The sequence below is a fragment of the Burkholderia sp. RF7-non_BP4 genome, from assembly GCF_001521935.1.
GTDB classification, from domain to species: Bacteria; Pseudomonadota; Gammaproteobacteria; order Burkholderiales; family Burkholderiaceae; genus Burkholderia; species Burkholderia diffusa.
Genome location: NZ_LOTA01000031.1, coordinates 234,806 through 258,157 on the forward strand (window position 1 = coordinate 234,806; position 23,352 = coordinate 258,157).

The window sequence follows — 23,352 nt, forward strand, 5'->3', positions numbered from 1 at the left end:
CAGTCGTTCGGATATCGCCGCTATGCGACGTGCCGCCGCTCGGCACCCGTCTTCGTCGATGGGCCGACCATGACGGCGGCGGGCATCAACCCGCCGCCGCAACCTCATGCATTGCGCGAATACACTCGCCGATGCCGCACCGCCTCCGCCAGCACGTCGAGCACGGGCTCCGTCTGGGTCCAGCTCAAACACGCATCCGTAATCGACACGCCATACTGCAACGGCACGCCGGGCTTCAGATCCTGACGCCCCGCCTCGAGATGACTCTCCACCATCACGCCGACGATCCGGTGCTCGCCCTGCGACAGCTGCCGCGCAAGATCCTGCGCGACTTCGATCTGCCGCTCATGCGACTTGTTCGAGTTCGCGTGCGAGCAATCGACCATCACCTGCTCGCGCAACCCGCTCTTGCGCAGCACCGCGCAGCTCGCCTCGACGTGCTCGGCATCGTAGTTCGGCCCGTTCTTGCCGCCGCGCAGGATCACGTGCGCGTCGTCGTTGCCGCGCGTCTCGAAGATCGCGGCCATGCCCATCTTCGTCATCCCCATGAACGCGTGGCTCGCGCGCGCGGCGACGATCGCGTCCGACGCGACCTGCACGCCGCCGTCGGTGCCGTTCTTGAAGCCGATCGGGCAGCTGAGCCCCGACGCGAGCTGCCGATGGCTCTGGCTCTCGGTCGTGCGCGCGCCGATCGCGCCCCACGCGATCAGGTCCGCGATGTACTGCGGGCTCAGCAGGTCGAGGAATTCGGTCGACGCCGGCAGGCCGAGCGCGTTGATGTCGAGCAGCAGTTGCCGCGCCGCGCGCAGCCCTTCGTTGATGCGGAAGCTGCCGTCCAGGCGCGGATCGTTGATGTAGCCTTTCCAGCCGACGGTCGTGCGCGGCTTCTCGAAGTACACGCGCATCGTGATCAGCAGGTCGTCCTTCAGCGCATCGGCGGCGGCCTTCAGGCGACGGGCGTAGTCGAGCGCCTGGTCGTGGTCGTGGATCGAGCACGGGCCGACGACGAGCAGCAGCCGGTCGTCCCGGCCGTGCAGGATGTCGCCGATCGCGCGGCGCGTGTCCTCGACGAGCGTCTGCGTGGCGGCCGGCACCGGAAGTTCGTCCTGCAGCAGCGCGGGCGAGATCAGCGGGCGCACGGCGCCGATGCGGACGTCGTCGATGCGCGTGGTGTCCTGCGTCGCGTCGGCGCTGCCTACCTCGCGATCGTGAGAAGGATTGTCGAGGTTCTGCATGGGGGTTCTCCGGGGACGTCTGGAATGATGTGCAGGCTCGATTATGGCACTCGCGCGTGGCGGCAGCGAGGCGCGGCGGGGGAAGGCGACCGGCGTCAAGGCGCCGGATGAAAAAAGGCGATCCGCGAAGGATCGCCCGGCGATTGTGTCGATGCGCGGGGCGCGCTAGTGCAGCGTCTCGGGCGCGAGCGAGTTGCTCGGCAACAATGCCGTCAGCGCGCAATTGCTCGGCGCGGCCTTGCCGCCGAAGCGGTCGTAGAGCCAGGGCAGCATGCCGGCCACCCACGGTGCGATCGCGCCCGCGTGTTCGAGCGGATATTCGGTGTACACGACCGGCACGCCGCTGGCACAGAACTTCTGCGCGAGCGCGCGTACATCGTACGCGAGCATCACGCCGTCGCCCACCTGGCTGCCGAACGTGCCGTCGAGCACACCGGCCGTGCCCTGAACGATGTACATCGGAATCCTCGGCGACGCGGCCAGCCCGGCGTTCACCTTGTTCGCGTAGGTCACGTACGCCGGAATGCTGTTGATGTCGTTCGCGTATTGCGGCTTGAACAGCGTCGCCCACCGCAGCCCCGTGTATTTCGGCAGGATGTAGGCGAGCGACTGGTTCCGGATGTCGTTGAATACGGCGACGCCGCTGTCGCTCAGATACGGCGTCAGATCGAAGCCGAAGCCGCGCGACAGCCCGGCGAGCGCGGCCGCCGCGACGCCGCCCCAGACGATGCTGCCGTCGACGTAGCGCAGGTTGTGCGCGGGGTCGACCAGCACGCCGCCCTCGGCCGCGCCGACGAGCTGCTTGTTGACGTCCGGCGCATAGCTCGGCGCGAGTTGCGCGGCCCAGTTCGTCGCGATCGCACCGCCGGAATAGCCGATCATCGCGACCTTGCTGGACGGCGCGAGGCCCGTCGACGGCGTGTTGAGCGCCGCGCGGATCGAATCGAGCGTCGTCATCCCGTATTCGGGGCCGGCGGCGAAGTCCGCCGTCTGGCCTTCCGTATCGGGCACGATCACGTTGTAGCCGAGCAGCAGCAGCGTCGACAGCGGGATCGATTCCGCGCTGTAGAGCAAGGTGCCGACGTTGATGATCTTCGTGACGTCGCGATCGCCGGCGATCACCTGCGACGGTTCGTCGTAAGGATTCAGCGAGTCGTAGGCCGACTGGTACGAGATCGCCCGGCCGTTGCTGACCGGGCTCCGGATCACCGACGTCACGTTGACGACCGGCCGGTTCTGCGCGTCGTTGGTGCGATACAGCAACTGCTGGGCGGTCACCGCGGTCGGCATTCCGGCCACGTGATAGGTGACGGTTCGCGTGTTGAGCACCGTGCCGGGTGGAATCGATTTCAACGGCGTGGCGCCCGTATACGTGTAGAACGGGTCGGTCACGGCGGCCGCGCCTGCATGAACCGACGACGTGGCGACGGCCAGCACGGCGGCCGCGATCGTCATCAAACGTTTGGAGGACATCGGAGTTGCCTCTGGGGATAACCTGCTTTTCATCAAGGAAGTTCGCTGTGTTGCGACTTGTCCGGATTGCGGCGTCAAGACGGGTTCCTGGCCATCGGCTGTCTCCTTTGAGTGACGGGTCCCTTCTGTTTTCGGTATGGAATTTAGTAGGACTGCAAACCGGATGAATTGAAGCACAGCGAGAACGGAATCGATGCGGATTTCCCGTTGTTTGAAGGTAAACGCCTAAACCCCGTCGCGACGATCACGCTGCGCGAGACGTTCCAACCGTACGGCCGAGTATCGCGTATCACTGAGGTACCGTACGATCACGACTGTCCGCCGCCGATGGGGCCTCACGTTCGGCACGAGCCATCCACGACTCACACACATACATGAAAAAGACACTTGCCGCGTTGCTGCTGTGCATCGCATTGCCTGCGTCGGCCGAGGTCAGCACCGAGGTGCTGTGCTTCAGGACGACCGGCGACAAACCCGTGCGCTTCGAATTGCGCACGTATTACGACGACGTGGCGAAGTGGCAAGGGGGCGTCGTCCGCTACGCGAAATCGAAGACGGCGATTCCGCTGCTGCTCAAGCACGTGGATCAGGAAGCACTCGCGGAAGGCCGCCCGTACCAGTTCACGACGACGTGGTGGGAGATGGTCGACGGCAAGATCAACGGCGAATACGAAATGATGAGCCAGGGTGCGATCGTCTATTCGATGACGTACACCAATGCGCGCACCGGCAAGAAGACCGATTTCGCGTGGGCGCAGGACGTCGATGCGTCCGAGAAGACGGGGTGCCGCTGGTAGCGCAGGTTCGAGCGGTGTCGGGAGGTGGGTTCGTCACCGGCGCGCCCTGATCCGCGCCGGTGTCGAGTTGGCTCGGCGGGCGGTCAGCCCGCGTCGCCCGGGGTATCGACGTCGATCCCGAGTTCGGTCGCCATGCGCTGAACGAGCGCGTTCAGCCGCGCCACTTCATCCGCAAGCCGCTTCTGTTCGGCCTTCAGCGCCTCGAACTCGGACGGCGGAACGGAATCCGCGCCGCCGCCCGTGTCCGAACCGGCGAAGTCGGTGACGTTCACCTCGCCGCACATCAGGTGCATCCAGCGATTCTCGCGCGCACCGGGCGCGCGCGGCAACCGGACGACGAGCGGCTGCGCACGCGCCGCGAGTTCGTCGAGAAACGCCTCGACCGACGAGATGTCCGCGAAGCCGTGCAGGCGTGCGCTGTTCAGGCGCAGTTCGGCGGCCGTCTGCGGGCCGCGCAGCAGCAGGATCGTCAGCAGCGCGATCGCCTGGCTCGGAATCCCGAGCACACGGTTCATGTTGTGCTCGAAACGCGGCACGCGGCTGCTGCTTCCTTCCATCACGAGGCTCAGGTGCTTGAGCCCGTCGAGCGCGGTCGTGACTTCGTCCTCGCTGACGTTCATCACCGGTGAGCGCGCGGTCTTCTGGTTGCAGCCCGAGGTCAGCGCATTCAGCGAGAGCGGATAGGTGTCGGGCACGGTGTGCTGCTTCTCGACGAGCACCCCGAGAATGCGGGCCTCGAGGGGCGTAAGTTCGCGCAAGGCGCGTGGCGTGGGCATGTCCGGCGTGGTGTTCATGGATGCGTCGCAGCGTGCGGCAAGTGAAAGGAAACGGTCGCGCCCCGTCCGGCGTCGCGAACGGGGGAGCCATATGATAGCTCGCGACGTGGGGCCCGGCGCCACGCGCCGCCATGGCGTGCGGACTTGCCGCAGTCCGCTTTCGTCCAACGTATCGGCCGCGCGGCGGTGCATGCGTTCGACGTCGCGAATTCACGCACCGCGCCCGCGCGCGGCGTCGCCCCGCGTTTGCGCGTCGCCCGGGCCGGCGCTACGATACGCGTTCACTTTTGGACATGCCGCGCCGCACGCGGCCGACTTCGCACGCCACGCCAGCACCGCGCATCGCCCGTCCCGCACGCCGTGCCGCGGCGCATGCGCGCCACGCGTCGACACGCTTCATCCGTTCACTCAATCACCGCCATGACCTCATCCATTTCAGCGCCGCACGTGCGCGCCATCGTCACCGGACACACGCGCGGCCTCGGCGCGTCGCTCGCCGAACAACTGCTGCAGGAAGGCATCGCCGTGCTCGGCGTGTCGCGCAGCCGTCATCCGTCGCTCGCCGCGCAGGCCGGCGACCGTTTCGCCGACATCGAGCTCGACCTGTCGGACACGTCGGCCGTCGCGGCCTGGCTCGCCGGCGACACGCTGCGCCGCTTCGTCGACGGCGCGTCGATCGTGATGCTCTTCAACAACGCGGGCATCGTCGATCCGATCGGCGCGCTCGACGCGCAGGATCCGGCGCTCGTCGCGCGCGCGGTCGGCGTGAACGTCGCGGCGCCGCTGATGCTGTCGGCCGCGCTCGTGCAGGCGGCGGCGGCGCCGACCGAATGCCGGATCCTGCACGTGTCGAGCGGCGCCGCGCGCAACGCGTATGCGGGCTGGAGCGTCTACTGCGCGACCAAGGCGGCGCTCGATCATCACGCGCGCGCCGTCGCGCTCGATGCGAACCGCGCGCTGCGGATCTGCAGTGTCGCGCCGGGCGTCGTCGACACGGGCATGCAGGCGACGATCCGCTCGACCAGCGAAGCGAACTTCCCGATGCGCGAGAAATTCGACCAGTTGAAGTCGAGCGGCGCGCTGTCGACGCCCGAGGCGGCCGCGCGGCAATTGATCGGCTATGCACTGAGCGACGCGTTCGGTTCGGTGCCGACGGTCGACGTTCGCGAATTGCCCGCAACCTGATCCGGGATAGAATTTCGCGGTTGCCTTCCCCCGAGGATCCCCCGATGGTCACGAAGACCACCGCTCCGTTCCAGCAGATCAAGACGCTCGTCCGCCAGAATGTCGACGCGGGCGACTGGCGCCCGGGGGACCGCATTCCGTCCGAACTCGATCTTGCCGCGCAATTCGGCGTCGCGCGCATGACGGTCAACCGCGCGCTGCGCGAGCTGACCGAGGAAGGCGTGCTGAAACGCATCGCGGGCGTCGGCACCTTCGTCGCCGAGGTGAAGCCGCAGTCGAACCTGCTGATGATTGCGCACATCCGCGACGAGATCCGCGCGCGCGGCCACGAATATCGCTGCCGCGTGCTCAGCCAGTCGCGCGAGCCCGCGTCGTTCGACGTCGCGGCCGCGTTCGGGCTGGCGGTCAACACGCCGGTCTTTCACGTGGTATGCGTGCACGAGGAAAACGGCCGCCCGATCCAGTTGGAGGATCGCTACGTGAACCCGGCCGCCGCGCCCGAATTCATCGACCAGGATTTCCAGGTCGAGCCGCCGTCCGAATACCTGTTCAACAACGTGTCGCACTACGAACTGGAGATCGAGCACGTGGTCGACGCGTCGCTGCCGACCGGCGAACAGGCGCGGCTGCTCGACATGCGCGCCGACGAGCCGTGCCTCACGCTCACGCGCCGCACCTGGACGAACGGACTGCCCGTCACGTTCGTACACTTCCTGCACCCGGGCAACCGCTATCGGCTCGGCTCGCGCTTCAAGCCGGGCGCCGGGCGGCACCAGACCTGAACCTCCCGCGACGCTCGAAAACGACCACGCGCGGCGTCCGCTTCATCGCGAAGCGGACGCCGCGCGCGTGATGTCACTTGATGTCGTCGCGATCCGCCGCTTACGCCCGGATCGCCCCGACCTGCCCCGCGCCGCGCGACCACACGACCGGAAACAGCGGGTGCTCGAGCGGCGCGCCGTCCGGCAGTTCGTCCGCGAGCCCCGGGAAATCGGGCGACGTCTTCCAGCGGCGCGGCGCGTGACGGATGTCGTCGCCGACGAAGCGGATCGAAAACGCGCGCCGACGATTCTGCGTCCCGCCCGACGCGTGCAGCGTCAGCATCCGGAAGCACACCATGTCGCCCGGCTCGAGCGCCCAGTGGCGGATCGGGAACGCCGAGCGGTCGGCCTCGATGTCGGGCAGGTCGGCGAGGCTGCCTTCCGGAAACCACTTCGCCTCCTTGTCCATGAATGTGCGCGGCATCAGCCACGGCCCCCGGTGCGAACCCGCGACGAACTCCAGCGTCGATTCGAGCGGCACCGGATCGACCGGAATCCACATGCTGACGTTGTCGTCGCCTTCGATGTTGTAGTACGGCTGGTCCTGATGCCACGGCGTGCGCTGCCGCGTGCCGGGCTCCTTCACCAGAAGATGGTCGTGATGCAGCCGCACCGTCCGCGTGCCCATCAGCGCGGCGGCCACCGACGGCGCGGGCGAGCGCACGATGAAGTCGCGGTACGCGTCGTTGTGCTGCCAGTTGCAGAAGTCCTCGAAGAACCAGCCCGGGTCGTCGGGCCGGCTCGCGACCTTCGCGCGCTCGCTGGGCTGCGCGAGGTTCGCGTCGATGCCGGCACGCAGCGCGGCCACTTCGTCGGGCGAGAAGATGCCCTTGATGCAGACCGCGCCTTCTTCACGGAAGGCGGCGATCAGTTCGGGCGTCACGGCTGTCGCGACGCGGTCCTGGATACTCGTCATGGCTTGCCTGTCGATTGAATGAGTCACGGGGTCACGGTGCGGCGGTCAGCTGCTGCTTCGCGCCGTAGATGTCGAAGTCGAAATATTTCGCGGCGATCTTCTGGTACGTGCCGTTCGCGCGGATCGCGGCGATCGCGTCGTTGAGCCGCTTCTTCATCTCGGCGTCGCCCTTGCGCACGCCCATCGCGACGCCGTAGCCGGTGATGCGCACGTCGGTCACGTCGGGGCCCGCGAACGCGTAGCCCTTGCCGCGTGGTGTCTTCAGGAACGAATAGCCGGCCTGCGTCTTGTCCTGGAAGGTCGCGTCGAGACGGCCGTTCACCAGATCCTGATACACCTGGTCCTGGTTCTGGTACGACACGATCGTCACGCCCTTGGTCGCCCATTCGGCCTTCGCGTATGCCTCCTGCGTCGTGCCCTGGTCGATCCCGACCCGCTTGCCGGCAAGCGACGCGGCGGTCGGCAGCAGCTTCGAGCCGGCCGGCGCGACGAGCGCACCCGGCGACGCGTACAGCTTGTTCGAGAAGTCGATCTGCTTGAGCCGCTCGTCGGTGGCCGTCATCGCGGACATGATCACGTCGAACTTGCGCGCGCGCAGCGCCGGAATCATCCCGTCGAAGCCCTGCTCGACCCACACGCATTTCGCGCGCAACTGCTCGCAGATCGCATTGCGCAGGTCGATGTCGAAGCCGGCGAGCGAACCGTCGGGCTGTTTCGCCTCGAACGGCGGATAGGTGGGATCGATGCCCCAGCGGATCGTCGCCGTGTCCTGCGCGACCGAGACGAGCGGCGCGAACGCCAGCGCGGAAACGACGAGCTTTGCAGTGCGGTTCATGGTGTGTCCTTGTGGTCTCGACGCGGCGGGCGAGCGCCGGGCGTCCGTTGGGGAGCGTCGTGCCGGCAGGCCCGGCGCGGTACGCGAAAGACTGGGACTTCGATGAAACTGCGATGCAGTCTAGACCGCTCGATTTTCGAGTGCAAGCCGAAGAAATGGAGGTGGAGTGGACGGGCGGGAATTACGCGGAGAAATCGCGCAGAAAGAGCGATCTAACCCACCAAATATAGAAACTTGCCGGGAGTTTGTGGGTGTTCAGGCGTTTACCCGGTGCTGCGCACAGCCAGCAGAGAGCATATCTGATCGGATATCCACAAACCGGGACGATCAGAAATCGCCGGCAAATCAGACCGTCGCCCTTCGGGAGTCACCTTGGCCGCGATTCCGACCTATACCGCATCGATGCCACGGTCGAACCGACTCATGTGATCGGCGTTCATACCCGCCCGCACCGCTTCCACATCATCGCCGCCCGTGCACCGCAATCAACCGCGCCGCGCAGCCGGTCCGCGGGGCGCCGGGTCCGGCGAAACCGCGATTGCCCACGGGCTCGGCCCATGTTAAAAATCGTCGCGCGTATTTGAAAATGAAATGTTGCAAGCCGAAAAAGTGCGGATATGAATAGACCTTTGTTCGACCTCGACCTGTTGCGCGCGCTCGTGATGGTCGCGGACTGCGGCAGCTTCACGACCGCGTCCGCGCGCCTGCATTCGACGCAGTCGACGGTCAGCCAGAAGGTGCGGCGGCTGGAGGAGATCGCGGGGCACCGCCTGCTCGACCGCGGCACGCGCGACGTGCGGCCGACCGACGCCGGCGTGACCGTGCTCAGCTACGCGCGACGCATGATCGCGCTGAACGACGAGATGCTGGAGGCGCTGTCGGGCGCGACCGTCGCGCTGACGATCCGGCTCGGCGTGCCCGACGATTTCGCGGCGGGCCGCACGACCCATGCGCTCGCCGCGTTCAAGCGCGATCATCCGCAGGTGAAGCTCGAAGTGATGTGCGGGCTGAGCCGCGACATCTGCGCGGCCTACGATCGCGGCGAGCTCGATCTCGTGCTGATCAAGCAGCGGCGCGACAGCCGCGAGGCGGTGGCGCGCTGGCCGGAGAAGCTGCGCTGGATCGACAGCGCGCAACATCCGACGATCGAGCTCGACCCGGTGCCGATCGTCGTGTTTCCGCCGCGCGGGCTCTATCGCGACGACATGATCAAAGCGATCGAGGAACGCGGCCGCCGCTGGCGGATCAGCTTCACGACGTCGAGCCTGAGCGGCATCCAGGCGGCCGTCGCGGACGGGCTCGGCATCAGCGTGCTGCCCGCGCGCGTGGTGACCGACGACCACGTGGTGCTGACCGAGGAACACGGCGGCTTCGCGCCGATCGAGAACATGGACATCGCGATCCTGCATCGGCCGACAGCCGATCCGATGGTCGGCGAACTGACGAAGGCGCTCGCGGCGATGCTGGAGCACGAAGAGGATTGAGCGCGGCGATGCGGGTCGGCATTAGCCGAGCAACCGCGTAACCGGGGAATGCACGCGCATCAGAACATCGTGTTCCCGTTTGCCGCCTGCTCCGGCACCGGCTGGTTCACGTCCCAATGCTCGACGATCTTGCCGTGCTCGAGCCGGAAGATATCCATGATCGCGCTACCGCGCGTGCCGGGTTCGCGCACCGCGTGCACGTGCAGGATCACGTAGTCGCCGTCGACGAACGACCGCTTGATCTCGCTGTGCGACCGCGGATACTTGTCGCGCAGAAACGCGACGAACTGGCGGAAGCCGTCGCGGCCGTCGGCCGCGTTCGGGTTGTGCTGCACGTATCGTTCGCCGACATAGGCGAGCGCGGCATCCGCATCCTTCTCGTTCAGGCCTTTCTCGTAAAACGCGAGCACCGTGCGGCGATTCGCTTCCTGCCGCGCGTCGTCGGGGCCGGCCGCCATCGCATGCGCGGCGGTCGCCGCGAACGTTGCCGCCGCCATCCATCTGGCGGCGCGTGCCGCCCTCGTGCGCGTGCATCGCATCGTCGTCTCCCCGGAGATCAGGCTGAAGAAGGCCCGATCATACCGGCACGATGCGGCGCTCGGCTCAGACCAGCACGCCGTTGCGCGCGACGATCTTCCCCGACGACACGACAAGCCGCCGCGTCGGCCGCGCGACGACGGCCTCGGCGAACGTCAGCGCATCGACGAGCACGACGTCCGCACGCTTGCCCGCCTCCAGACCGTAGTCGGCGAAGCCGCAGCCGCGTGCCGCGCCGTGCGTCACGCAATCGAGCGCGACTTCGAGCGCGTCGTCCCGGCGGAAATCGTTGCGCATGCCGATCAGCATCGCGCGTTCGAGCATGTCGGGCGAACCGTACGGCGTCCACGTATCGCGCACGCCGTCGTTGCCGCCGATCACGGTCACGCCGGCCGCGCGGCACGCGGCGACCGGCGGCACCGGCACCGCGGCCGGCGCGGTCGTGACGATCGCGACGCCGAGTTCGGCCATCCGCGCGAGCAGCGCGTCGCGCTCGCGCTCCGCGATGTCGCCGAGGCAGAAGCCGTGGCTGATCGTGACTTTGCCCTGCATGCCGAGCGCGGCGGTGCGCTGCAGGATCAGGTCGAGCGAGTATGCGCCCATCGACCCGCGCTCGTGCAGGTGCAGGTCGAGCCCGCGGCCGTGACGCTCGGCAATCCCGAACAGCACGTCCACCGCCTCGACCGGATCGCCTTCGATCGCGCACGGGTCGAGCCCGCCGAGCAGGTCGGCGCCCGCGCCGAGCGCGTCGGACAGCAGCGCGGCGGTGCCGGGCCGCTTCAGCACGCCCGACTGCGGAAACGCGACGATCTGGATCTCCACCTGCCCGCGCAGCGTCTCGCGCGTCGCGAGCACGCCGTGCAGATGCCGCAGCCCGGCCTCGGTGTCGATGTCCACGTGCGTGCGGATGCGCGTCGTGCCGGCCGCGAGGAACGCGCGCGACAGCGCGAGCGATGCGGCGCCGGCCTCATGGCCGCTCGTCGCGCGGTAGTTGCGTTCGTTCTCGATGCGGTCGACGAGGCGCGGCCCCACCGCGTTGCGATACCACGGCATCCCCCAGTGGGTCTTGTCGAGGTGCGTGTGGCCTTCGACGAGGCCAGGCAGCGCGAGCGCGCGCGCGCCGTCCTCGATCGCGCAGCCGGCGGGCGCGTCGAGCGACGGGCCGACGCGCGCGATGCGCTCGCCTTCGATCAGGATGTCGAGCGCTTCGTCGGCGTGCGTGCGCACGTTGCGGATCAGCAGGTTCGTCATGTCGGTTCCGGTGTGGTCGGTCAGTGCAAGGCCGTCACGATGCACGCACCGCGACGGCGGTCAGGTCGTTATCGCGTTATTGCGTGAAACGCTGTGCCGGCGCGAACGGCGCACCGGTATCGCTTTCGCCGCGTCGGAACACCCAGCGTTCGGCCGGCACGCCGGCGACGGCGGCCGCCGCGTTCGGCGCGCGCACCGCGACGAAGCTCGCGTCGCAGCCGACCGCGATGCCGTAGTCGGCCTTGCCGATCGCGCGCGCGCCGGCATGCGTCGCCATGTCGAGTGCGATGCCGAGCGCTTCGTCGGTGTAGAAACCCGAGCGGTAGCCGATCATCATCGCGCGCTGCAGCATGTCGCCGTTGCCGTACGGCCACCACGCATCGCGAATGTTGTCGTTGCCGGCGAACACGTGCACGCCCGCATCGCGCAGTTGCCGCACCGGCGGAAATGCGCAGTCGCCCGGCGCGTTGGTCAGGATCGACACGCCCGCGCTGGCAAGTGCCGCGGCCGCACGCTCGACGTCGCCGTGATCGACCTGGCCGAGCGCATACGCGTGGCTCACGTTCACGCGGCCGCCGAGGCCCGCCGCGCGCGTGCGCGCCGCGATCCGCAACAATTGCGCGATGCCGGTCTCGCCCGGTTCGTGCAGGTGGATGTCGATCTTCGCGCCGCGCTTCTCGGCGATGCCGAACACGATGTCGAGCTGGCCGTCCGCGTCGCCGTCGAGCGTCGTCGGGTCGATCCCGCCGACCACGTCCGCGCCTTCGCGCACGGCCGCGTCGAGGATCGCGGCGGTGCCCGGGCACGTCACCACGCCGGCCTGCGGGAACGCGACCAGTTCGATGTCGACGATCCCGCGCCATTGTTCGCGCGCGGCCATCACGGCCTGCAGGTTCGACAGGCCCGTCGTCGCGTCGACGTCGACGTGGCTGCGCATCGCGATCGTGCCGAACGCGGCGGCCTGCGCGATCAGCGCATTCGCGCGTTCGACGATCGGCGGCGCGGCCGCGAGCTGGCGCTTCTCGACCGCGAGCCGCTCGCGCAGCGAGCCGACCGGTTCGTGCGGCACCCAGCGGTCGCCGACGAAGCTCTTGTCGAGATGGATGTGGCCGTCGACGAAGCCGGGCAGCACGACGCGCCCGCCGAGGTCGATCGTTTCCGCGCCGGGCGCGGCCGTGCAATCGGCCCCGATTGCGACGAAGCGGCCGTCATGGACGGCGAGGTTGACGGGCTGGCCGCCGGCATCGACGGCGTTGGTGAAAAAGCGATCGGTCATGACTCGGAATGTGTGGGGCGGTCGCTGCGCGACGCCGGCGCGGACGGGGGAAAGATCCGCGGCCGGCACGGCACGGCCGTTGGCAGGGAATGCGGTCACGATATCGGACGGGGCGGCCAGTGGCCAATTAAATGTCGCGATGCCGTGCATTCGATTTCGCGATGTGCGGACGGGCCGTCCCGTCGGGCCTGGCGCGGCGATGGGGTGCGATCATCGGGGCGGCGCCCGCATTGCCGATAAACGTGCATCGGCGCGGGCGCGGTCGGGCGAATCGCGCCGCCGCGCCCGGCCGCGATTTGCGCGGCAACAGACTTTACACGTTGTTACCCGGCCGCACCGGACGCGCAATCGCCCTTTCCTTATACTCACGCCGAGTTCGCCACCCGTCCCGGAATTCGTCGGCGAACACGTTGCCGATGCAGGAAACATCATGATGCGCATGCCTTCCACGAAGACCGTTCTGTTCGCCTCGCTCGTCGCCGTGGCGGCGCTTCCGCTGACCGCCTGTGTCGCGCCGGGCTACTATGGCGCGCAGCCCGGCTATCCGCAGCAGCAATACGCGACGCCCGGTTACGCGCAGCCCGCGTATTCGCAACCCGGCTACGTGCAGCAGCCGGCGTATCCGAGCCAGGCGCCGCAGTACGACCAATACGGCAACCCGCAGTACGGCGGCCAGTACGGCAACGGCTACGGCACGCAATACGGCACCGTCGCGAACATCCAGCCGGTCAGCGGCTCGATCGGCGCGTCGGGCGTGGCCGGCACCGTCGTCGGTGCGCTGGTCGGCGGCCTGGTGGGCAACCAGTTCGGCCGCGGCCACGGCCGCGATGCGGCCACCGTGATCGGCGCGCTCGGCGGCGCCGTCGCCGGCAACCAGATCGGCCAGCAGATGGGCGCGGCCCAACCGCCGAGCAGCTATCGGATCGACGTGCAGGTCAGCGACGGCTCGACGCGCTCGTTCGACGTGCAGTCGCCGGGCAACCTGCGCCCGGGCGATCGCGTCCAGATCAACGGCAATCAGCTGTCGCGGTATTGACGTGAGTCGCATGCGCCTGAGCTGATCGGGCGCATCGCGAACGTCTCACCTCACGTCGCGTCGGCATTTCGCGCGTCTGACACCGTGCGCCGCTTCGGCGCAACGCATGGGCGCGCCTCGCTTCATCCCGCTCCTTCCCTCCGCGCGGCATGTTTGTCGCGTTCGGCGTTGCGTCGTCACGCACCGCACGTCGCGCGCCACCCGCGGTCGGGCTCGCATCGAACGCAGCGGCCGGTATGTCCGCATCCGGTTCGTTTCCGCTTGCATCCGTTCGACACCGAGTGCGCGATTGCCCGCAGGCATCGCGAACGCTCATCGATTCTCCACGCGTCACCTCCATCGCCCTTCGCCCATCGGTGCCGCGTTGCTTCACGCATGCCGATGCGGCACGTCGAACGCACGAGCAAGCGCATGCGTTTCCGCTTAGCATTGCCGATGCCCTGCCGCGCATCGCGCCGCAGATTCCGATATCCCGGCACACCAACGACAATCCCGACCAATGATCGCGATCCGCCTGCTCGACGCCGCCGACGCGGCGCAATTCCAGTCCGTCCGCCTGCGCGCGGTCGACACGTCGCCGACCTCGTTCCTGCCGACCCGCGACGAAGAAGCAGGCGTCCCGATCGATGAATTCGCGACACGCATCACCCCGACCCGCGAGCGCGCCGTGTTCGGCGCGTTCGACGACGCAACGCTCGTCGGCATCACGGGCGTGCGCCGCGATGCGCGCGCGAAGGTCGCGCACAAGGCGACGATCTGGGGCGTGTTCGTCGACCCCGCGTATCGCGGGCGCGGCATCGCGCAATCGCTGCTCGACAGCGCGACCGCGCACGCAGCGCACGCGTGGCAGTGCACGCAACTGGTCCTGTGCGTGAACGCGATCAACGGCACCGCGGAACGGCTGTACGCGTCGCAGGGGTTCGTCCGGTTCGGCACGGAACCGCGGTCGCTGTTCGTCGACGGCCGCTTCTACGACGAACACCACATGGTCAAGACGCTGGCATGACGCGTCGCTCCGTCACCGCTTGTCGGCGATCGTCACGTTCGTCAGCGTCATCGCGCTCACGTTGAACGCATGGATCGGCCCCTGCGCGACGATCGCCTGTGTGCGCCCACTCACTTCTCAGCCATAGAGAAAAAGACATATGTTGTCGTATCTTTATGCGCAAAAACTCCATACCTGATGGATACGCGGTCAGGCCCGAATCGACCGCGCGCATGGAATATGACAAGCTCGCGGAAGCATCACCCGTCCATGCAACCCCGTCACAGGAGCCTCAATTGCAGACCCGCCACGGAGTCGACCTCATCCGCGCCCGCGCACTGTTCGATCGCGAGCGCCGTGCATTCACCGAAGCCATGCCGATCTCCCGCGCGTTGTCCGCGGAAGCGTCCGAGCACTTGCTGTTCGGCGTGCCGTTGCACTGGATGCAGGACTGGTCGACGCCGTTCTCGCTGGTCGTGAAGGAAGCGCGCGGTGCGACCTTCACCGACGTCGACGGTCATCGCTACGCGGACTTCTGTCTCGGCGACACCGGCGCGATGTTCGGCCATGCGCCCGAGCCGGTCGCGCGCGCACTTGCCGAGCAGGCGACGCGCGGCTACACGACGATGCTGCCGAGCGAGGACGCGGCGTGGGTCTCGCGCGAACTCGCGCGCCGCTTCAAGCTGCCGGTCTGGCAATTCGCGCTGAGCGCGAGCGACGCGAACCGCTTCGTGCTGCGCTGGGCGCGCGCGGCCACCGGCCGCAATACGATCGTCGTGTTCAACGGCTGCTATCACGGCACGGTCGACGACGTGTTCGTCGATCTCGTCGACGGCCGCCCGGTGCAGCGCGACAGCCTGCTCGGGCAGTCCTACGACCTGCTCGCGAACACGCGCGTCGTCGAGTTCAACGATCTCGACGCGCTCGAAGCGGCGCTGAAGGACGGCGACGTCGCGTGCGTGCTCGCCGAGCCGGCGATGACGAACATCGGAATGGTGCTGCCCGATCCGGGCTTCTGGGAAGCCGCACGCGAACTGACACGCCGCTACGGCACGCTGCTCGTGATCGACGAAACGCACACGATCAGCAGCGGCCCCGGCGGCTATGCGGCCGCGCACGGTCTAGAACCGGACGCGCTGGTGGTCGGCAAGCCGATCGCGGGCGGCGTCCCGTGCGCGGTCTACGGGTTCAGCGCCGAATTCGCGGCGCGCGCGAAAGAGGCGAAGCTGAACGCGCCGCCCGGCCATTCCGGGATCGGCACGACGCTCACCGCGAACATGCTGGCCATGCATGCAATGCGCGCGACGCTCGCCGAAGTCGCGACCGATGCCGCGTATGCGCACATGTTCGAACTGGCCGCGCGGCTCGCGACCGGGCTCGAACGGGCGATCGCGAAACACGGGCTGCCGTGGTGCGTGACGCGCATCGGCGCGCGCACCGAGTTCCAGTTCACGCCCGTGCCGCCGCGCAACGGTACGATCGCGGGCGAACAGCTCGACAGCGAGCTCGAGCACATCGTGCATCTGTACCTGCTGAACCGCGGCGTGCTGATCACGCCGTTCCACAACATGATGCTCGTGTGCCCGCAAACGACGGCCGCCGACGTCGATACGCTCGTCGCACAGTTCGACGCGTGCCTGGGCGAACTGGCGTGACGTGATGCAGCGAGCGTTCGGCTCGCCCGCGACGGCAAGCCGACCGCACGCCCGGCGCTACTTCGGCAGATCCGTCGGATCGACCTGCGTGCCGGGCACGCCTGCGGTGCGCGCACTCGCTTCAAGCTCGTCGCGCAGCGCCGCGCGCGTGTCGCCGCCGCCGGAATCCTGCCCCGACGCACCGCCGCCATCGAGTGCCGGCAGGATGTAGCCATTCACCATCCGGCGGAACAGCTTCACGTTCTCCGCGTCGCGCAGGCCGCCGTCCACCGGCAGCACGCCGGTCATCACGATCACCGTGTTGCGCTTCGGCAGCACCGTGATGAATTGCCCCTTGAAGCCCATCGCGTCGAATTCGGGCTCGCTCGCGACGATGTTGTTGATCCACCAGTAGTAGCCGAAATGCGGCGACACGCGCGGCGACGTCATCTGCGCGATCCACGCCTGCGGCACGACCTGATGCCCCTGCCAGTGCCCGCCGTCGAGCACGAGCATGCCGATCTTCGCCATGTCGACCGCGCGCAGCCGCAGCCCCCAGCCGGCCGATACGAGCCCCGTGCGGTCCGCGCGCTCCCATGCGGCGCGCTTCATGTCGAGCGGGCCGAACAGATGCGCCTGCGCATAGCGCTCGACGGGTTCGCCGGCCGCCGCGCTCAGCATCGCCGACGCGAGGATCGGATTCACGTCGGTGTACTCGAACGCGGTGCCGGGTGCGATCTTCGGCGCGGCAGACGCGGCAAGCTTCAGCCGGTCCGGCGCGGTGTAGTAGATCGGATCGTCCTTCGGGCTGAAGTCGTAATGCAGGCCGCTCGACATCGACAGCACGTGCTTCAGCTCGATGCCACGCTTGTCCGCGAGCGCGTCGCCGAGATCGGGGCGCCATGCGGCGAGCCGCGCGGCCACCGGCTCGTCAAGATGCACGGCACCGCGATCGACCAGGATGCCCGCGACGAGCGACGTCACGGCCTTCGTCACCGAATACAGTTCGTAGGTCGAATCGCGCGACGCGTTCGCCCCGTAGCGCTCGAAGATCAGCTTGCCGTCCTTCACGACGAGCAGGCTGTACACGTCGAGCTTCTGTTCGCGAATCCAGCGCGACAGCTCGACGAGCTTGCGCGAATCCACGCCGACGTCTTCGGGCGCGGCCGCCGCGATGCCGGTTTCATGCAGCGGCGGCAGCACATCGTCCGCATGCGCCACGGACAGCACCGGCACCGGCGCCGACGCCAGCACGCCGCCGCCGATCAGCAGCGCCGCCACCCGCGCGAGCAGCCGTCGCATGAAAGGCGCCGCGGGACGCCGCCCATCGCGACGCCACGTGGACGAAGGGTCAATTACATGTGCAATCCTCATCAAATCTCCGGCGCATCGTTGAACGCAGCGGCGGTGCCGGGCACACCCTTCGTCCGACGGCTGCGCGCGAGTTCGTCGCGCAGCGCCTGCGTGGTTTCCGCGCGCTCGACCGGCGGCTGCGCGGGCGTGAGCGCCGGCAGGATGTAATCGCCGACCATCCGTCGATACAGGTTCAGATAGGTCGCGTCGCGCAAGCCGCCGTCGGTCGGCAGCAGGCTCGTCATCACGACGACCGCGCGCTGCGCGGGCAGCACCGTGATGAACTGCCCCTTGAAGCCCATCGCGCCGAATTCCGGCGTGCCGTGTTCGACGACGTGGCCGATCCAGCAGTAATAGCCGTAGTCGGCCGCGGCCGGCGACGGCGTGGTCATCTGCCGGACCCAGCCGGCCGGCACGATCTGCTTGCCGTTCCAGCGGCCGTTGTCGAGCAGCAGCATGCCGATCTTCGCCATGTCGACGGCGCGCAGCCGCAGGCCCCAGCCGCCCGCCACCGCGCCGGTGCCGTCGGCACCGCTCCAGCGGTAATGCGCGAAGCCGAGCGGTTCGAACAGCCGCTGGCGCGCGAAGTCGTCCTCGCGTTCCCGCGCGGCGATCGACACGGCCGTGCCGACCAGCACCGGGTTCACGTCGATGTAGTCGAAATGCGTGCCGGGCGCCTGCGCGGCCCGGCTCGTCACCGCGACGCGCAGCCGGTCGGGCGCGTCGTAGTACAGCGGATCGGTGCCTTCGCGCGTCGTGTAGCGCAAGCCGCTCGACATCGACATCAGATGCCGCAGCTCGATGTCCTGCTTGTCCGCGAGTTCGCTCGCGAGATCGGGCCGCGCGGCCGCGATCAGCCGCGCGACCTTCGTCGACGGGCCGAGCTTGCCCTCGCCGTCGAGGATGCCGGCGAGCAGCGCGGTGATCGTCTTCGTCACCGAATACAGCTCGTAGTTGTTGTCGCGCGTGAGGCCGTCGCCGTAGCGCTCGAACACGATCCTGCCGTCCTTCACGACGACGAGGCTGCGCACGTCCATCCGGTCGCGGCGCAGCCATTCGGACATCCGCACGAGCGGCGCCGAATCGACGCCGGCCGCTTCGGGCACGACGCTCGGCAGGTCCTGCGGCGCGCCGCCCGCGGCCAGCGCCGGGCCGCCGCACGACCCGGCGACGATCGCGGCGGCCGCGATGCCGCGCATTGCGAGGGAAACGCTCATCCTTGCTCCTGTTGAAACGCGCGCCCGCCACGTCGGGCGGGCTGTCGCGTCGAATCCCGGGAAATCAATCGAGACACGGCTTGCTGGCCGGCAGGAAGCGCCCGCGCCCCGGCTCCGCCGCGAGCAGCCGGCCGTCCTCGACGAGCAGTTCGCCGCGCGACAGGCAATGACGCGGCCAGCCCGTCACCTCGATCCCCTCGTAAGGCGTGTAGTCGACCGCGTGATGCAGCGACGCATTCGCGATCCGCACGCGCTTGTCCGGATCCCACACGACGATATCCGCATCGGCGCCAACCGCGATCGTCCCCTTGCGCGGATACAGCCCGTACAGCTTCGCGGGCCGCAGCGACGTCAGCTCGACGAACTGATGCAGCGACAACTGCCCCTTGCGCACGCCGTCGAACAGCAGCGGCAGGCGCGTCTCCAGGCCCGGGATTCCATTCGGGATATGGTCGAACGACACGGCCTGCCCGCCCGGATGCTTGCCGCACGGATCGTCGTAGTTGAACGGCGCGTGATCGGACGAGAATACCGAGAATACGCCCTGCTTCAGCGCCTTCCATACGGCCTGCTGGTTGGCCGGATCGCGCGGCGGCGGGCTGCATACGCATTTCGCACCTTCGTAGCCGTCGTGACCGTGATGACCGAGATCGGCTGCCGTCAGATACAAATACTGCGGGCAGGTTTCGGCCAGGATCGGCAACCCGCGCGATTGCCCCCAGCGGATCTGCTCGATCGCCTCGGCGCCCGACACGTGCACGATCAGGATCGGCACGTCGACGAGTTCCGCGAACGCGATCGCGCGATGTGTCGCCTCGCGCTCGACCACCGCCGGCCGCGCATGCGCATGGAAATGCGGCGCGACGTGGCCGTCGCCGAGCAGCCGCTCGGTCAGCCAGCCGATGCAGTCCGAGTTTTCCGCATGCACCATCACGAGCGCGCCGTGCTCGCGCGCGACCGACAGCACGTCGAGCATCTGCCGGTCGTTCAGCTTCAGGTCGTCGTAGGTCATGTACACCTTGAACGACGTGTAGCCGTTCGCGATCAGCCGCGGCAGCTCCTCGGCCAGCACGTGCGGCGTCGGATCGGCGACGATCAGGTGAAAGCCGTAGTCGATCAACGCGCGCCCTTCCGCGCGCCGGTGATAGTCGTCGACGGCCGCCTGCAGCGACTGCCCCTTCGCCTGCGCGGCGAACGGCACGACGGTGGTCGTGCCGCCGCACAGCGCGGAGCGCGTGCCGGACAGGAAGTCGTCGGCCATCTTCAGCCCGTCGGGCATCGGCTGGTCGAGATGGCAGTGCGCATCGACGCCGCCCGGCATCACCAGCATCCCGGTCGCATCGAGCTCGCGCGGCGCGCGCGGGAGCCCGTGGCCGAGCATGGCCACGCGCCCCGCGCGGATGCCGATGTCGCACGAGAACCGGTCCGCCGCCGTCACGACGTCCGCGTGACGGATCACGAAATCGAGATCGTTCGACATGGCGCGCGCCTCAGATCACGTCGCTGAAGAGACGCCCCCAGCCCTTCACCTGCCGCGTGTCGTAGTCGGCGAGCTGCAGCGACTTCCACACCACGGTCGAGATCGTGTCGTAGATCGGAATGCCCGTCTCTTCCTCGAGCGCCGGCACCAGGTGCGCGGCGTTCAGGTTCGTGCAGAAGATCGAGATCGCGCGCGGGCCGGCCTTCGCGACTTCGCGCACCATCGCGCCGATCTGGTCGCCCGTTACTTCGGAGAACGAGAAATTGACCTTCAGGTTCAGGTGGCGCTCGGCGATGCAGTTCAACCCCGAGCGGCGATAGTTGTCGACGATCTTCGTCTGCACGTCGTCCAGATACGGCGTGACGAGGCCGAACTCGTGCGCGCTGGTCTTCTTCAGGATCTCGTTGAGCGCGAGCACGGAGGTCGTGGCCGGAATGCCGGTCGCTGCGGTGATGCGCTGGCACAGCCGTTCGTCCGCCTCGAAGCCGAGCCAGCCGGACGACGTGCCGTTCCACGCGATCACGTCGACCTTCGCGTCGGCGAGCAGCATCGCGGCCTGGATGATCTTGTCGTCGTCGAACTGGCCGAGCGCCTGGCCCGTCAGCGAGATCTCGGTGACGGGAAAGCGCGCGAAGTGCGCGGACACGCCCGGCAGGCCGGCGACCATCGCGCTCGTCAGCGGTTCGAGCGACGTGTTGGACGACGGGGTGAGCATGCCGAGCAGGGTACGTTTCTTCATGATGGATTTCTCTCTACCAGTGAATGCAGTCGATGCAGTGAAAGGGGTCGGTCAGACGGGGAGCTTGTTTTCGTAGTCGATCGCGCTGGAGCACGCGAGCAGGCCGACGCCGGCCGCCGCGAACACCATCAGCGCAAGGAAATAGGAACCGGTGAACTGCACGATCGCGCCGACGACGATCGGCACGGTGATGCCGCCGATGTTGCCGCCGAGGTTCATGAAGCCGCCGAGGAAGCCGATCTTGTCGCGCGTGCCGAGCGACGACGGAATGCACCAGTACAGCCCGCACCAGCGCAGGAAGAACAGCGTCGACGACAGCAGCGCGACGCACACGACCGGGCTCTTCACGTAGGCGACGGAAAAGATCGACACGGTCGCGATCACGGCCGCGATGCCGAACAGCGTGCGCATCACGACGTTCGGCCGGCCGCCCGCGGCCTTCCACTTGTCGGCGATCCAGCCGCCGAGCAGCTCGCCGACGAAGCCGCAGAAAAAGATGATGAAGGTCGAGCCGCCCATCTGCTTGATGTCGAAGCCGTGCACCTTGTGCAGATAGTTCGGCATCCACGTGAGCAGCCCGTAGAACACGCTGTTGAAGCACATCCAGCCGAAGAACATGCACCACACCGAGCGGTACTTGAAGAAGTCGCGCGAGCGGCCCGATGCATCGGCCGGTTCGGCCGCGCGATCGCTCGCGTGCGACGCCTCGATGTAATCGGCTTCGAGATCGTTGACGCCCGGGTGCTCGCGCGGCGTGTTGCGGATGTAGTACCACGCGAGGAAACCGGCCAGCACGGTGCCGACCCCGGCCACCGCGAACGCGAGCCGCCACGAGCCGAGCAGCGCGATGAGACCGGCGATCAGCACCGCGCCCAGGGCCGCGCCGAGCGGCGCACCGCCGTCGAGCAGCGTGGCGCCGCGGCCGCGCTCGGTCTGCGTCATCCAGATCGCGTTGAGCTTGCCGCCGGCCGGATAGATCGGCGCTTCGGACGCGCCGAGGCCGAGGCGCGTGAGCAGCAGCGCCGGCGCGCTCGTGCACAGCGCGGCGATGGCCTGGAAGAAGCCCCAGAACACGGTCGCCGTCGCGATCACGATGCGCGGCTTGAACCGGTCGGCGAGCATCCCGCCCGGGATCTGCATCACCGCATAGGTCCAGAAGAACGAGCTGAGGATCAGACCCTCCATCGCCGGCCCGATGTTGAACTCCTGCGAGATGTAAGGCATGGCGACGGACAGCGACGCGCGATCGACGTAGTTGATCGCGATGAGGCTCAGCATGACGACGAATATCTTCCAGCGGACGGCGGATTTGCCGACCGTCAGGCCGGCGACACCGGAGGTTGAAGACATGGACGGACTCCAGGAGTGAACGAGGATGGTCAGGACGTCGCGCAACGTGGAACCGAGTATAGGATTAGAAATTTATAATTACCGTTAGCGTAAACACTTGGTTTAATTGAATTTGTTTGATCACTACGATGGTGCAGGGTAAGCCCCGATATCGTGATAAGCTTGCCCCATCATGAGCCAGACACCCCGCAATCCCCTGCTTCTGCGCACCCGCGGCATGGCCGCGGAGATCGCCGCGCGCCTGCGCGTGATGATCGACGAAGGCGAATTGCCGCCCGGCGCGCGGATCGACGAAAAGGAACTGAGCCTCGCGTTCGACGTGTCGAAGACGCCGCTGCGCGAAGCGCTGAAGGTGCTCGTCGCGGAAGGTGCCGTCACGCATCGCCAGTACATCGGCTATCGCGTCGCACCGATCGACGTCGACGATCTCGTGTCGACGTTCGAGCTGCTGCACGGGCTCGAGGCGATGGCGGGAGAGTTGCTGCGCAAGCGCATCGCCGCGTCGACGCTCGCCGCGTTGCAGGCGAAGCACCGGCGGATGGTCGATTGCCACGAGGCCGGCAAGCGCGTCGAATATTTCCGGCTGAACCAGCAGATTCATCAGATGATCGTCGACGCGGCGGGCAACCCGGTGCTGTCGGGCATCTATGCGTCGCTGATGTCGAAGGTGCACCGCGCACGCGGCGCCGCGAACGCGGACACGCTGCGCTGGGCCGAATCGCTGCACGAGCACGAAGCCATCATGGCCGCGCTCGCCGATCCCGACCACACGCAGCTGCCGCAGGTGCTGCGCAGCCATTCGGAAAACACCGCGCGCGAAGTGCTGGCGATCCTCGATCGCACGAGCACGGCCGACGCGCCGGGCAAGCGGGCGGCCGAAGCGTAAAGCCGGCTGCGCGCAGGCCGCCCTGCTCCGGCGGCAGCCGCGTGAAGGTCGGGCTCGAGGTGCCGGTGGAGATCGGAGACTGACGA

Annotated in this window: 21 protein-coding genes; 8 read left to right on the top strand and 13 right to left on the bottom strand. The window is 67.8% G+C overall.

Annotation, left to right across the window (positions count from 1 at the left end; all coding sequences use genetic code 11):
* Window positions 1–104 precede the first annotated feature (104 nt).
* Window positions 105–1,235 (bottom strand): 3-deoxy-7-phosphoheptulonate synthase, encoded by a 1,131-nt coding sequence (locus WS49_RS13195; RefSeq protein ID WP_059528867.1) that lies wholly within the window; start codon window positions 1,233–1,235, stop codon window positions 105–107.
* A 165-nt stretch (window positions 1,236–1,400) separates the two neighbouring features.
* Window positions 1,401–2,708 carry a lipase family protein gene (locus tag WS49_RS13200; protein WP_059528870.1) on the bottom strand — a complete coding sequence of 436 codons (1,308 nt, stop codon included), beginning with the start codon at window positions 2,706–2,708 and terminating at the stop codon, window positions 1,401–1,403.
* 374 nt (window positions 2,709–3,082) lie between these two features.
* On the opposite strand from WS49_RS13200, the gene WS49_RS13205 reads away from it, so the two are divergent.
* Complete coding sequence (locus WS49_RS13205; protein WP_059528873.1) at window positions 3,083–3,505, top strand: hypothetical protein; 423 nt, start codon at window positions 3,083–3,085, stop codon at window positions 3,503–3,505.
* Between the two features lie 83 nt (window positions 3,506–3,588).
* Here the strand turns inward: WS49_RS13205 and WS49_RS13210 are convergent, their stop codons facing one another.
* Complete coding sequence (locus tag WS49_RS13210; protein ID WP_059528876.1) at window positions 3,589–4,299, bottom strand: YceH family protein; 711 nt, start codon at window positions 4,297–4,299, stop codon at window positions 3,589–3,591.
* 402 nt (window positions 4,300–4,701) lie between these two features.
* Between WS49_RS13210 and WS49_RS13220 the strand changes: the two genes are divergently transcribed.
* Window positions 4,702–5,466: an SDR family oxidoreductase gene (locus tag WS49_RS13220; protein ID WP_059528882.1), complete on the top strand. Its 765-nt coding sequence runs from the start codon at window positions 4,702–4,704 to the stop codon at window positions 5,464–5,466.
* A 44-nt stretch (window positions 5,467–5,510) separates the two neighbouring features.
* Complete coding sequence (gene hutC / locus WS49_RS13225; protein WP_059528884.1) at window positions 5,511–6,248, top strand: histidine utilization repressor; 738 nt, start codon at window positions 5,511–5,513, stop codon at window positions 6,246–6,248.
* Between the two features lie 100 nt (window positions 6,249–6,348).
* On the opposite strand, the gene WS49_RS13230 is transcribed toward hutC, so the two are convergent.
* Window positions 6,349–7,203, bottom strand: coding sequence for a phytanoyl-CoA dioxygenase family protein (locus WS49_RS13230; protein ID WP_059528887.1), 855 nt, complete (start codon window positions 7,201–7,203; stop codon window positions 6,349–6,351).
* Window positions 7,204–7,234: 31 nt separating this feature from the next.
* On the bottom strand, window positions 7,235–8,038 hold the full coding sequence (locus tag WS49_RS13235; protein WP_059528891.1) for an ABC transporter substrate-binding protein: 804 nt from the start codon (window positions 8,036–8,038) through the stop codon (window positions 7,235–7,237).
* Between the two features lie 617 nt (window positions 8,039–8,655).
* Between WS49_RS13235 and WS49_RS13240 the strand changes: the two genes are divergently transcribed.
* Window positions 8,656–9,522: a LysR family transcriptional regulator gene (locus WS49_RS13240; protein ID WP_059528894.1), complete on the top strand. Its 867-nt coding sequence runs from the start codon at window positions 8,656–8,658 to the stop codon at window positions 9,520–9,522.
* Window positions 9,523–9,581: 59 nt separating this feature from the next.
* Here WS49_RS13240 and WS49_RS13245 read toward each other — a convergent pair whose 3' ends face one another.
* From WS49_RS13245 to WS49_RS13255, 3 genes are all read right to left on the bottom strand, one after another.
* Entirely contained in the window at window positions 9,582–10,019 is a 438-nt protein-coding gene (locus WS49_RS13245; RefSeq protein ID WP_063888590.1) for a nuclear transport factor 2 family protein, read from the bottom strand.
* A gap of 106 nt (window positions 10,020–10,125) precedes the next feature.
* Window positions 10,126–11,310, bottom strand: coding sequence for an amidohydrolase family protein (locus WS49_RS13250; protein WP_059528900.1), 1,185 nt, complete (start codon window positions 11,308–11,310; stop codon window positions 10,126–10,128).
* Between the two features lie 76 nt (window positions 11,311–11,386).
* Window positions 11,387–12,586, bottom strand: coding sequence for an amidohydrolase family protein (locus tag WS49_RS13255; protein ID WP_059528904.1), 1,200 nt, complete (start codon window positions 12,584–12,586; stop codon window positions 11,387–11,389).
* A gap of 430 nt (window positions 12,587–13,016) precedes the next feature.
* On the opposite strand from WS49_RS13255, the gene WS49_RS13260 reads away from it, so the two are divergent.
* From WS49_RS13260 to WS49_RS13270, 3 genes are all read left to right on the top strand, one after another.
* The gene (locus tag WS49_RS13260; RefSeq protein WP_059528908.1) at window positions 13,017–13,622 is read left to right on the top strand and encodes a glycine zipper 2TM domain-containing protein; all 606 of its coding nucleotides are present in this window, start codon (window positions 13,017–13,019) and stop codon (window positions 13,620–13,622) included.
* Window positions 13,623–14,121: 499 nt separating this feature from the next.
* A complete protein-coding gene (locus WS49_RS13265; protein WP_059528911.1) occupies window positions 14,122–14,628 on the top strand; it encodes a GNAT family N-acetyltransferase in 507 nt (168 codons plus the stop codon).
* Between the two features lie 275 nt (window positions 14,629–14,903).
* Window positions 14,904–16,262, top strand: coding sequence for an aspartate aminotransferase family protein (locus WS49_RS13270; RefSeq protein ID WP_059528914.1), 1,359 nt, complete (start codon window positions 14,904–14,906; stop codon window positions 16,260–16,262).
* Between the two features lie 57 nt (window positions 16,263–16,319).
* On the opposite strand, the gene WS49_RS13275 is transcribed toward WS49_RS13270, so the two are convergent.
* The 5 genes from WS49_RS13275 to WS49_RS13295 form a co-directional block, all read right to left on the bottom strand.
* Window positions 16,320–17,543: a serine hydrolase domain-containing protein gene (locus WS49_RS13275; protein WP_059528917.1), complete on the bottom strand. Its 1,224-nt coding sequence runs from the start codon at window positions 17,541–17,543 to the stop codon at window positions 16,320–16,322.
* Window positions 17,544–17,614: 71 nt separating this feature from the next.
* Complete coding sequence (locus WS49_RS13280) at window positions 17,615–18,811, bottom strand: serine hydrolase domain-containing protein (RefSeq protein ID WP_059528920.1); 1,197 nt, start codon at window positions 18,809–18,811, stop codon at window positions 17,615–17,617.
* A gap of 64 nt (window positions 18,812–18,875) precedes the next feature.
* Window positions 18,876–20,291 (bottom strand): dihydropyrimidinase, encoded by a 1,416-nt coding sequence (gene hydA, locus WS49_RS13285; protein ID WP_059528923.1) that lies wholly within the window; start codon window positions 20,289–20,291, stop codon window positions 18,876–18,878.
* 10 nt (window positions 20,292–20,301) lie between these two features.
* Window positions 20,302–21,030, bottom strand: coding sequence for a maleate cis-trans isomerase family protein (locus tag WS49_RS13290; protein ID WP_059528927.1), 729 nt, complete (start codon window positions 21,028–21,030; stop codon window positions 20,302–20,304).
* A 51-nt stretch (window positions 21,031–21,081) separates the two neighbouring features.
* Window positions 21,082–22,380, bottom strand: coding sequence for an MFS transporter (locus WS49_RS13295; protein ID WP_059528929.1), 1,299 nt, complete (start codon window positions 22,378–22,380; stop codon window positions 21,082–21,084).
* 172 nt (window positions 22,381–22,552) lie between these two features.
* Here WS49_RS13295 and WS49_RS13300 point away from each other — a divergent pair, with 172 nt between their 5' ends.
* Window positions 22,553–23,266: a GntR family transcriptional regulator gene (locus WS49_RS13300; protein ID WP_059528932.1), complete on the top strand. Its 714-nt coding sequence runs from the start codon at window positions 22,553–22,555 to the stop codon at window positions 23,264–23,266.
* Window positions 23,267–23,352: the final 86 nt, after the last annotated feature.

What these genes read in the sequence shown, in the direction of transcription:
- WS49_RS13195 (WP_059528867.1), bottom strand. Translation starts at nt 1,235, where the DNA reads ATGCAGAACCTCGACAATCCTTCTCACGATCGCGAGGTAGGCAGCGCC.
- WS49_RS13200 (WP_059528870.1), bottom strand. Translation starts at nt 2,708, where the DNA reads ATGTCCTCCAAACGTTTGATGACGATCGCGGCCGCCGTGCTGGCCGTC.
- WS49_RS13205 (WP_059528873.1), top strand. Translation starts at nt 3,083, where the DNA reads ATGAAAAAGACACTTGCCGCGTTGCTGCTGTGCATCGCATTGCCTGCG.
- WS49_RS13210 (WP_059528876.1), bottom strand. Translation starts at nt 4,299, where the DNA reads ATGAACACCACGCCGGACATGCCCACGCCACGCGCCTTGCGCGAACTT.
- WS49_RS13220 (WP_059528882.1), top strand. Translation starts at nt 4,702, where the DNA reads ATGACCTCATCCATTTCAGCGCCGCACGTGCGCGCCATCGTCACCGGA.
- hutC (WP_059528884.1), top strand. Translation starts at nt 5,511, where the DNA reads ATGGTCACGAAGACCACCGCTCCGTTCCAGCAGATCAAGACGCTCGTC.
- WS49_RS13230 (WP_059528887.1), bottom strand. Translation starts at nt 7,203, where the DNA reads ATGACGAGTATCCAGGACCGCGTCGCGACAGCCGTGACGCCCGAACTG.
- WS49_RS13235 (WP_059528891.1), bottom strand. Translation starts at nt 8,038, where the DNA reads ATGAACCGCACTGCAAAGCTCGTCGTTTCCGCGCTGGCGTTCGCGCCG.
- WS49_RS13240 (WP_059528894.1), top strand. Translation starts at nt 8,656, where the DNA reads ATGAATAGACCTTTGTTCGACCTCGACCTGTTGCGCGCGCTCGTGATG.
- WS49_RS13245 (WP_063888590.1), bottom strand. Translation starts at nt 10,019, where the DNA reads ATGGCGGCGGCAACGTTCGCGGCGACCGCCGCGCATGCGATGGCGGCC.
- WS49_RS13250 (WP_059528900.1), bottom strand. Translation starts at nt 11,310, where the DNA reads ATGACGAACCTGCTGATCCGCAACGTGCGCACGCACGCCGACGAAGCG.
- WS49_RS13255 (WP_059528904.1), bottom strand. Translation starts at nt 12,586, where the DNA reads ATGACCGATCGCTTTTTCACCAACGCCGTCGATGCCGGCGGCCAGCCC.
- WS49_RS13260 (WP_059528908.1), top strand. Translation starts at nt 13,017, where the DNA reads ATGATGCGCATGCCTTCCACGAAGACCGTTCTGTTCGCCTCGCTCGTC.
- WS49_RS13265 (WP_059528911.1), top strand. Translation starts at nt 14,122, where the DNA reads ATGATCGCGATCCGCCTGCTCGACGCCGCCGACGCGGCGCAATTCCAG.
- WS49_RS13275 (WP_059528917.1), bottom strand. Translation starts at nt 17,543, where the DNA reads ATGCGACGGCTGCTCGCGCGGGTGGCGGCGCTGCTGATCGGCGGCGGC.
- WS49_RS13280 (WP_059528920.1), bottom strand. Translation starts at nt 18,811, where the DNA reads ATGAGCGTTTCCCTCGCAATGCGCGGCATCGCGGCCGCCGCGATCGTC.
- hydA (WP_059528923.1), bottom strand. Translation starts at nt 20,291, where the DNA reads ATGTCGAACGATCTCGATTTCGTGATCCGTCACGCGGACGTCGTGACG.
- WS49_RS13290 (WP_059528927.1), bottom strand. Translation starts at nt 21,030, where the DNA reads ATGAAGAAACGTACCCTGCTCGGCATGCTCACCCCGTCGTCCAACACG.
- WS49_RS13295 (WP_059528929.1), bottom strand. Translation starts at nt 22,380, where the DNA reads ATGTCTTCAACCTCCGGTGTCGCCGGCCTGACGGTCGGCAAATCCGCC.
- WS49_RS13300 (WP_059528932.1), top strand. Translation starts at nt 22,553, where the DNA reads ATGAGCCAGACACCCCGCAATCCCCTGCTTCTGCGCACCCGCGGCATG.